7 protein-coding genes are annotated in these 5,974 nt (G+C 66.8%); 4 read left to right on the top strand and 3 right to left on the bottom strand.

What is annotated here, in order from left to right:
* Window positions 1-172: 172 nt before the first annotated feature.
* Both A0U87_RS25205 and rsmD read left to right on the top strand, forming a co-directional pair.
* A complete protein-coding gene (locus A0U87_RS25205) occupies window positions 173-1,012 on the top strand; it encodes a pseudouridine synthase (RefSeq protein ID WP_240700636.1) in 840 nt (279 codons plus the stop codon).
* Entirely contained in the window at window positions 1,009-1,563 is a 555-nt protein-coding gene (gene rsmD / locus A0U87_RS25200; RefSeq protein WP_048938434.1) for a 16S rRNA (guanine(966)-N(2))-methyltransferase RsmD, read from the top strand. The genes A0U87_RS25205 and rsmD overlap by 4 nt, the downstream gene beginning before the upstream one ends.
* Window positions 1,564-1,578: 15 nt before the next feature.
* On the opposite strand, the gene A0U87_RS25195 is transcribed toward rsmD, so the two are convergent.
* Window positions 1,579-2,025, bottom strand: a complete 447-nt coding sequence (locus A0U87_RS25195) for a globin domain-containing protein (RefSeq protein WP_048938433.1) — start codon at window positions 2,023-2,025, stop codon at window positions 1,579-1,581.
* 106 nt (window positions 2,026-2,131) lie between these two features.
* On the opposite strand from A0U87_RS25195, the gene A0U87_RS25190 reads away from it, so the two are divergent.
* Window positions 2,132-2,626, top strand: a complete 495-nt coding sequence (locus A0U87_RS25190; protein ID WP_017500896.1) for an Rrf2 family transcriptional regulator — start codon at window positions 2,132-2,134, stop codon at window positions 2,624-2,626.
* On the opposite strand, the gene A0U87_RS25185 is transcribed toward A0U87_RS25190, so the two are convergent.
* Window positions 2,583-2,924 carry a hypothetical protein gene (locus tag A0U87_RS25185; protein WP_010336087.1) on the bottom strand — a complete coding sequence of 114 codons (342 nt, stop codon included), beginning with the start codon at window positions 2,922-2,924 and terminating at the stop codon, window positions 2,583-2,585. The two genes, A0U87_RS25190 and A0U87_RS25185, sit on opposite strands and share 44 nt — an antisense overlap.
* 108 nt (window positions 2,925-3,032) lie before the next feature.
* The gene (locus A0U87_RS25180; RefSeq protein WP_137406110.1) at window positions 3,033-3,428 is read right to left on the bottom strand and encodes a GFA family protein; all 396 of its coding nucleotides are present in this window, start codon (window positions 3,426-3,428) and stop codon (window positions 3,033-3,035) included.
* A gap of 113 nt (window positions 3,429-3,541) precedes the next feature.
* On the opposite strand from A0U87_RS25180, the gene A0U87_RS25175 reads away from it, so the two are divergent.
* Entirely contained in the window at window positions 3,542-5,818 is a 2,277-nt protein-coding gene (locus tag A0U87_RS25175; RefSeq protein ID WP_048938432.1) for a UvrD-helicase domain-containing protein, read from the top strand.
* The last annotated feature ends 156 nt before the right edge of the window (window positions 5,819-5,974 follow it).

The following is a 5,974-nucleotide window of genomic DNA, read 5'->3' as shown; positions in this document are numbered from 1 at the left end:
GGATCGTGCCGAACGCCCCGCCCCCAGCGGTCGCCCAGCCGAAGACAAGCGCCCCGAGCGCGCCGCCGCTGGAGATCGCCCCGCGCGCGCGCCCTTTGGCGAGCGTGCCGCCCGCACCGCTTTCGGTGACCGTCCGACCCGCCCGCGCCCGGAAGGTCGCACTGAAGGTCGTATGGGCGGCACATCCTATCCGCCGCGCCGCCCCGGCAGCAAGAAGCCGGCTGCGCCCCACACCGCCAACCCGCACCCGGCCCGCGCCGCCGCGGAAACCAGCGGCAAGGGCGAACCCCAGCGTATCGCCAAGCTGCTCGCCCGCGCCGGCATCGCCTCGCGCCGCGAGATCGAGCGGATGATCGAGGAAGGCCGTATCGCCAGGGACGGCGTCACGATCGACACCCCCGCGACGCTGCTGACCTCGCTCCATGGCGTCACCGTCGACGGCGATCCGGTCGCCGCGCCCGCGCCCGCGCGCCTGTTCCTGTTCCACAAGCCGACCGGCTTCCTCACCACCGAGCGCGACCCTGCCGGTCGGCCGACCATCTACGACATCCTCCCCGACGACCTGCCGCGGCTGATGCCGATCGGTCGCCTCGACATGAATACCGAGGGGCTGTTGCTGCTCACCACCGATGGCGAGTTCAAGCGCGAGATGGAATTGCCCTCGACCGGCGTGCCGCGCACCTATCGCGCCCGCGCCTTTGGCGAGGTCAGCCAGCAGCAGCTCGAGGATCTGTTCGACGGCATCGAGATTGACGGCATCCAATATGGTCCGATCGAGGCCAATCTGGAACGGCGCACCGGCCGCAACCAGTGGATCGAAATGACCCTGACCGAAGGCAAGAACCGAGAAGTGCGCCGCGTGCTCGAACATTTCGAACTCAAGGTCAATCGCCTGATCCGCACCAGCTACGGCCCGTTCGAACTGGGTGAACTCGCCGGCGGCGCGGTCGAGGAAGTGCGCCAGCATGACCTGGTCGCCTTCCGCAGCAGCCTGAAGAAAGCACAGAAATGAGGATCATCTCGGGTCAATGGCGCGGCCGTCCGCTGGTCGCGCCCAAGGGCGACGCCACCCGTCCCACCGGCGACCGCACCCGCGAAACGCTCTTTTCGATGCTGGCGAGCCGGCTGGGATCGTTCGAGGAGCTGGCCGTGGGCGATTTCTTCGCCGGCTCGGGCGCGCTGGGCTTTGAAGCCCTGTCGCGCGGCGCCGGCTCTTGCCTGTTCGTCGAGCAGGACAAGGCGGCGATCGACGCGATCCGCGCCAATGGCGACAAGCTCGGCCTGCGCCCCGACATCCGCCAGACCAGCGTGCTCTCGCTCGGCCCGACGAAGACGCCGCTCGACCTCATCTTCATGGACCCGCCCTATGACACCGGCGCGGGCCAGGTCGCACTCGACAAGCTGGCGCGCCTGGGCTGGACCAGCCCGGCCACCTGGATCAGCATCGAAACCGACCGGCGCGAGGACGTCGCGGTCAAGGGCTTCACCGTCGACGCCGTGCGCGACGTCGGCAAGGCGCGCCTCACCCTGCTCCGCGCAGAGGACAGCGCGCCCGCCGCGTAACGATCAGGCGGAATATCAGGCGGCCTCCGCGTAGGCCGCCTGTTCCTTGCCGATCAGGATATCGGCCAGGAAAGTATAAGCTTCCGCCCAGGCGGCCAGCACCTCATCGGTCGCCACTTCTTCGCCCAGCACCTCGCGGATCGCGGGCAGCAGCGCGGCCGCCACCTTGGGATAATGGTCCGGCTGCACGCCCGTATCGACATGGCGCTGCACCATGCGCGCGATCGCGCCGTCCAGCGCCTGCAACTTGTCGACATTCTCGGCAAAGCCCAGGATCGCCGCCGCCAGCCGGCGCGGCTGCTCGCCGCTGGCCTGCGCCGCCTGATCGAACATGTCCTTGATCGACGCATCCTCGAACAGCCGTGCATACATGCGAGTGGTGATCTCGACGCCATGACGCCGCAGCGCCGGGCCGGTCGCCTTCACGATGGCGATGGTTTCGGGGGACAGATTTGCGCGCATGACAGGCTCCTTATCGGGGACTCAATAAGGTTCATTAATATGCATCTTTTAAGATGTAAATTGAATATATGTTTATACCACCCTGTCCGCAGGATAGGAGGGCGCGATGCAATTGACCCGCCACACCGACTATGCGCTGCGCGTGCTGATCCATCTCGCCGCCGTGCCGGGCGGACGGGCGACGATCCCGGAAATTGCCGATGCCTATGGCCTGTCGCGCAATCATCTGATGAAGGTGGTGCATGGCCTGGGCCAGGGCGGCTTCATCCGCACCCAGCGCGGTCGGGGCGGCGGCTTCGCCCTCGCCGCCGATCCTGTCGATATCCGCATCGGCGCGGTCGTACGCCATAGCGAGCCGGACATGGCGATGGCCGATTGCGCATCCTGTGCGATCCGCCCGGCCTGCGGCTTGTCAGGCATATTGGCGCAGGCGGTCGGTGCTTTCCTGACGGTGCTGGACGGCTACAGCCTGGCCGACGCGGCGCGTGACCGGACCGGCCTCGCAGCGCTCATCGCCGCCCTGCCCGGCCCTGCCGCTGCCGATCCCAAACCGGATCTCAGCCCGGCCTGCGCATCCTCTTCTTCGCCTCGCCCGGATTGACGCAACCGTCCTGCACGCCCTTGCCGCAGACCGGATAGGCCTTCGCCTCGGTCGGCGGCGGCGTCATGTTGCCGCCTACCGTCACAGGATTGGCCGCCGTGCCCACCGGCGCGGCGGGATCGCGCGGCACGTCCGCAGGCGCCGGCACCATGCCCGTCTCGGCCGGCACCGCGCCGGTCGGCTGCGCGGCATTGGGATCCTGGTTCTGGGCCGGCGGCGACATCGCCTGCGCCCCGGCCTGACCGGGCAGCGCCGCCATCGACAAAGCGGCAAAGCCGGCGATCATGATGATCTTCATCGGGTTGGTCCTTCTACTCCTTGCCCCGAGCAAAGGAGAAACCGGCCGCCCCACCTCTCTGTTCCGCGTCAGCGACGAACCGTGCCGCCGCTGACGCCGGCCGCACGCTCAGTATGCCGGATAGCGATCGAACCGGGGCAGGTCATGCGCCGCCGCCATCCACGGGGCCGCCTCGGCATATTGGACATGGATCGCCGGCGGAAAGACCGTCTGATCGTCCAGCGTCGCGCTCTGGATGTCGATCATGCCGGGAAACACCGTCGGGTTGGTGTAGAACAGCCCGGTGCCACAAGTGCCGCAGAAATGGCGGGTCGCATTGTCCGACGATTGGTAGGTGACCGGATCGCCCTCTATCGTCACCTTGTCATGCGGGAACAGCGCCCAGCCGACCATCGGCGCGCCCGCGCTCATCCGGCAATCGCTGCAATGGCACAGCGCGCTGTAAACCGGCTCGCCCTCCGCCGCATAATGGATCGCCCCGCACTGGCACCGCCCCGTCACCATCATCTTGCTCCATTCGCATCTTGCGTGATTCTCTTTTTGTTCTCATAGATTGCCTCCCGCTGCAAGGCCATCCGCCCTTGCCCCCGCAACCGCCCATCCCTAGTTGATCGCCCATGACCGTGCCTGCCCCCTCTCCCAATGACCCGCCCTATCTGAAGGGCCTCAACGAACCGCAGCGCGAAGCGGTGCTGACCACGGAGGGACCGGTGCTGGTGCTGGCCGGCGCGGGCACGGGCAAGACGGCGGCCCTGACCGCCCGCCTCGCCCATCTGGTCGCGACCCAGCGCGCCTGGCCCTCGGAAATCCTGGCCGTGACCTTCACCAACAAGGCGGCACGGGAAATGCGCGAGCGTGTCGGCCGGATGATCGGCCCGGCGGTCGAGGGCATGCCCTGGCTTGGCACCTTTCACGCGATCGCCGCCAAGATGCTGCGCCGCCATGCCGAACTGGTGGGCCTCCAGTCCAATTTCACCATCCTCGACACCGACGACCAGTTGCGCCTGATGAAGCAGCTGATCCAGGCCGAGGGGATTGACGAGAAGCGCTGGCCCGCCCGCCAGCTCGCCGGCCTCATCGACCAGTGGAAGAACAAGGGCCTCACGCCGGAGGAAGTCGGTGCCGGCGAGGCGGAGGGCTATGCCCATGGCAAGGGGCAAAAGCTCTATGCCGCCTATCAGGCCCGCCTTCGCGAGGTAAATGCCTGCGATTTCGGTGACTTGTTGCTACATTCTCTCACTATCTTGAAGCGTCACCGCGATGTGCTGGAGCAATATCAGCAGCGCTTCAAATATATCATGGTGGACGAATATCAGGACACCAATAGCAGCCAGTATCTCTGGCTCCGCCTGCTCGCCCAGACCCGCAAGAATATCTGCTGCGTCGGCGACGATGACCAGTCCATCTATTCATGGCGCGGCGCAGAAGTCGCCAATATCCTACGGTTCGAAAAGGACTTCCCCGGCGCCGTGATCGTCCGTCTGGAACAGAATTACCGCTCCACCCCCCATATCCTGGGCGCCGCCTCCGGGGTGATCGCGGAAAATGGCAATCGCCTGGGCAAGACATTGTGGACCGACATCGACGTCGGCGAGAAGGTGCGCGTGCTCGGCGTGTGGGACGGGCCGGAAGAAGCCCGCCGCGTCGGCGACGAGATCGAGGCGATCGCCCGCGCCGGCGGCTCGCTGGACGAGGTCGCGATCCTCGTGCGCGCCCAGCACCAGACCCGCGAATTCGAAGACCGCTTCATCCAGATCGGCCTGCCTTATCGCATCGTCGGTGGCTTCCGCTTCTATGAGCGCGCCGAAATCCGCGACGCGCTCGCCTATCTGCGCCTCGTCAACCAGCCGGCCGACGACCTGGCGTTCGAGCGGATCGTCAACGTGCCGAAGCGCGGCCTGGGCGACAAGGCGGTCGAGAAGCTGCACCGGCTGGCGCGCGCGGAGGGCATTCCCCTAGCCCTCGCCGCCGCCCGCATCCTCGACACCGACGAACTGACGCCCCAGGCGCGTCGTTCGCTCGGCGCCTTCATCGGCGACCTCGCCCGCTGGCGCGATCGCGCCGCACAACTGCCCCATGCCGAACTGGCGCGCCAGATCCTGGACGAAAGCGGCTATACCGCCACGCTCCAGGCCGAACGTTCGACCGAGAGCGCCGGGCGGCTCGAAAATCTGAGCGAACTCACCCGCGCGATGGAGGAATATGAGACGCTGGGCGCCTTCCTCGAACATGTCAGCCTGGTCATGGACAATGAGGCGCAGCAGGATGAGCAGAAGCTCACCATCATGACCATCCACGCCGCCAAGGGGCTGGAATTCGACAATGTCTTCCTCGCCGGCTGGGAGGAAGGCATTTTCCCCTCGCAGCGTGCGCTGGACGAAGGCGGGCTCAACAGCCTGGAGGAGGAACGGCGCCTCGCCTACGTGGCGATCACGCGCGCGCGCAAGCGCTGCACCATCCTCCACGCCGCCAACCGCCGCATCTATGGTCAGTGGACCAGCTCCATCCCTTCCCGCTTCGTCGGCGAATTGCCACCCGAACATGTGGACGAGGAAAGCAGCATGTCCGGCGGCGCCTCGCTCTGGCGCGCCAACTGGTCGGAACGGGACGATCCCTTCGCCAATGTCGCGCGCGGCTCGTCGCGCGGCCCCGGCTGGCAGCGCGCCCAGACCAGCGGCCAGTTCAGTCGCGAACCCGTGCGAATCGTCGAAGCCCGCACCTCCGCCGTATCGCTCGGCAACAAGGGTCGCGACGATGTGTCCATCGGCCAGCGCGTCTTCCACCAGAAATTCGGCTATGGCACGATCGCCGCGATCGAGGGCAACAAGCTGGAAATCGACTTCGAAACCGCCGGCCGCAAGCGGGTGATGGACAGCTTCATCACGCTGGCCTGAACGGCGCCCGCCCTGTCCTCATTCGCGAAGGCGGGAATGGCCCAAAAGGGTGGGAACAAGACATAGCCCCTCCCTTCCAGGGAGGGGTTGGGGTGGGTTGCGAGCGTAGCGAGCTTCTGCCCTATCGACCGTAGACCGCCGCTACGCGGCGCACCC

This window comes from Sphingobium sp. MP9-4 (genome assembly GCF_005281675.1).
Taxonomy (GTDB): Bacteria; Pseudomonadota; Alphaproteobacteria; order Sphingomonadales; family Sphingomonadaceae; genus Sphingobium; species Sphingobium yanoikuyae.
This window is presented reverse-complemented; position numbering and strand designations above follow the sequence as displayed.

Coding starts and splice junctions, on each gene's coding strand:
- A0U87_RS25205 (WP_240700636.1), top strand. CDS start 173: ATGGGCGGCACATCCTATCCGCCGCGCCGCCCCGGCAGCAAGAAGCCG.
- rsmD (WP_048938434.1), top strand. CDS start 1,009: ATGAGGATCATCTCGGGTCAATGGCGCGGCCGTCCGCTGGTCGCGCCC.
- A0U87_RS25195 (WP_048938433.1), bottom strand. CDS start 2,025: ATGCGCGCAAATCTGTCCCCCGAAACCATCGCCATCGTGAAGGCGACC.
- A0U87_RS25190 (WP_017500896.1), top strand. CDS start 2,132: ATGCAATTGACCCGCCACACCGACTATGCGCTGCGCGTGCTGATCCAT.
- A0U87_RS25180 (WP_137406110.1), bottom strand. CDS start 3,428: ATGGTGACGGGGCGGTGCCAGTGCGGGGCGATCCATTATGCGGCGGAG.
- A0U87_RS25185 (WP_010336087.1), bottom strand. CDS start 2,924: ATGAAGATCATCATGATCGCCGGCTTTGCCGCTTTGTCGATGGCGGCG.
- A0U87_RS25175 (WP_048938432.1), top strand. CDS start 3,542: ATGACCGTGCCTGCCCCCTCTCCCAATGACCCGCCCTATCTGAAGGGC.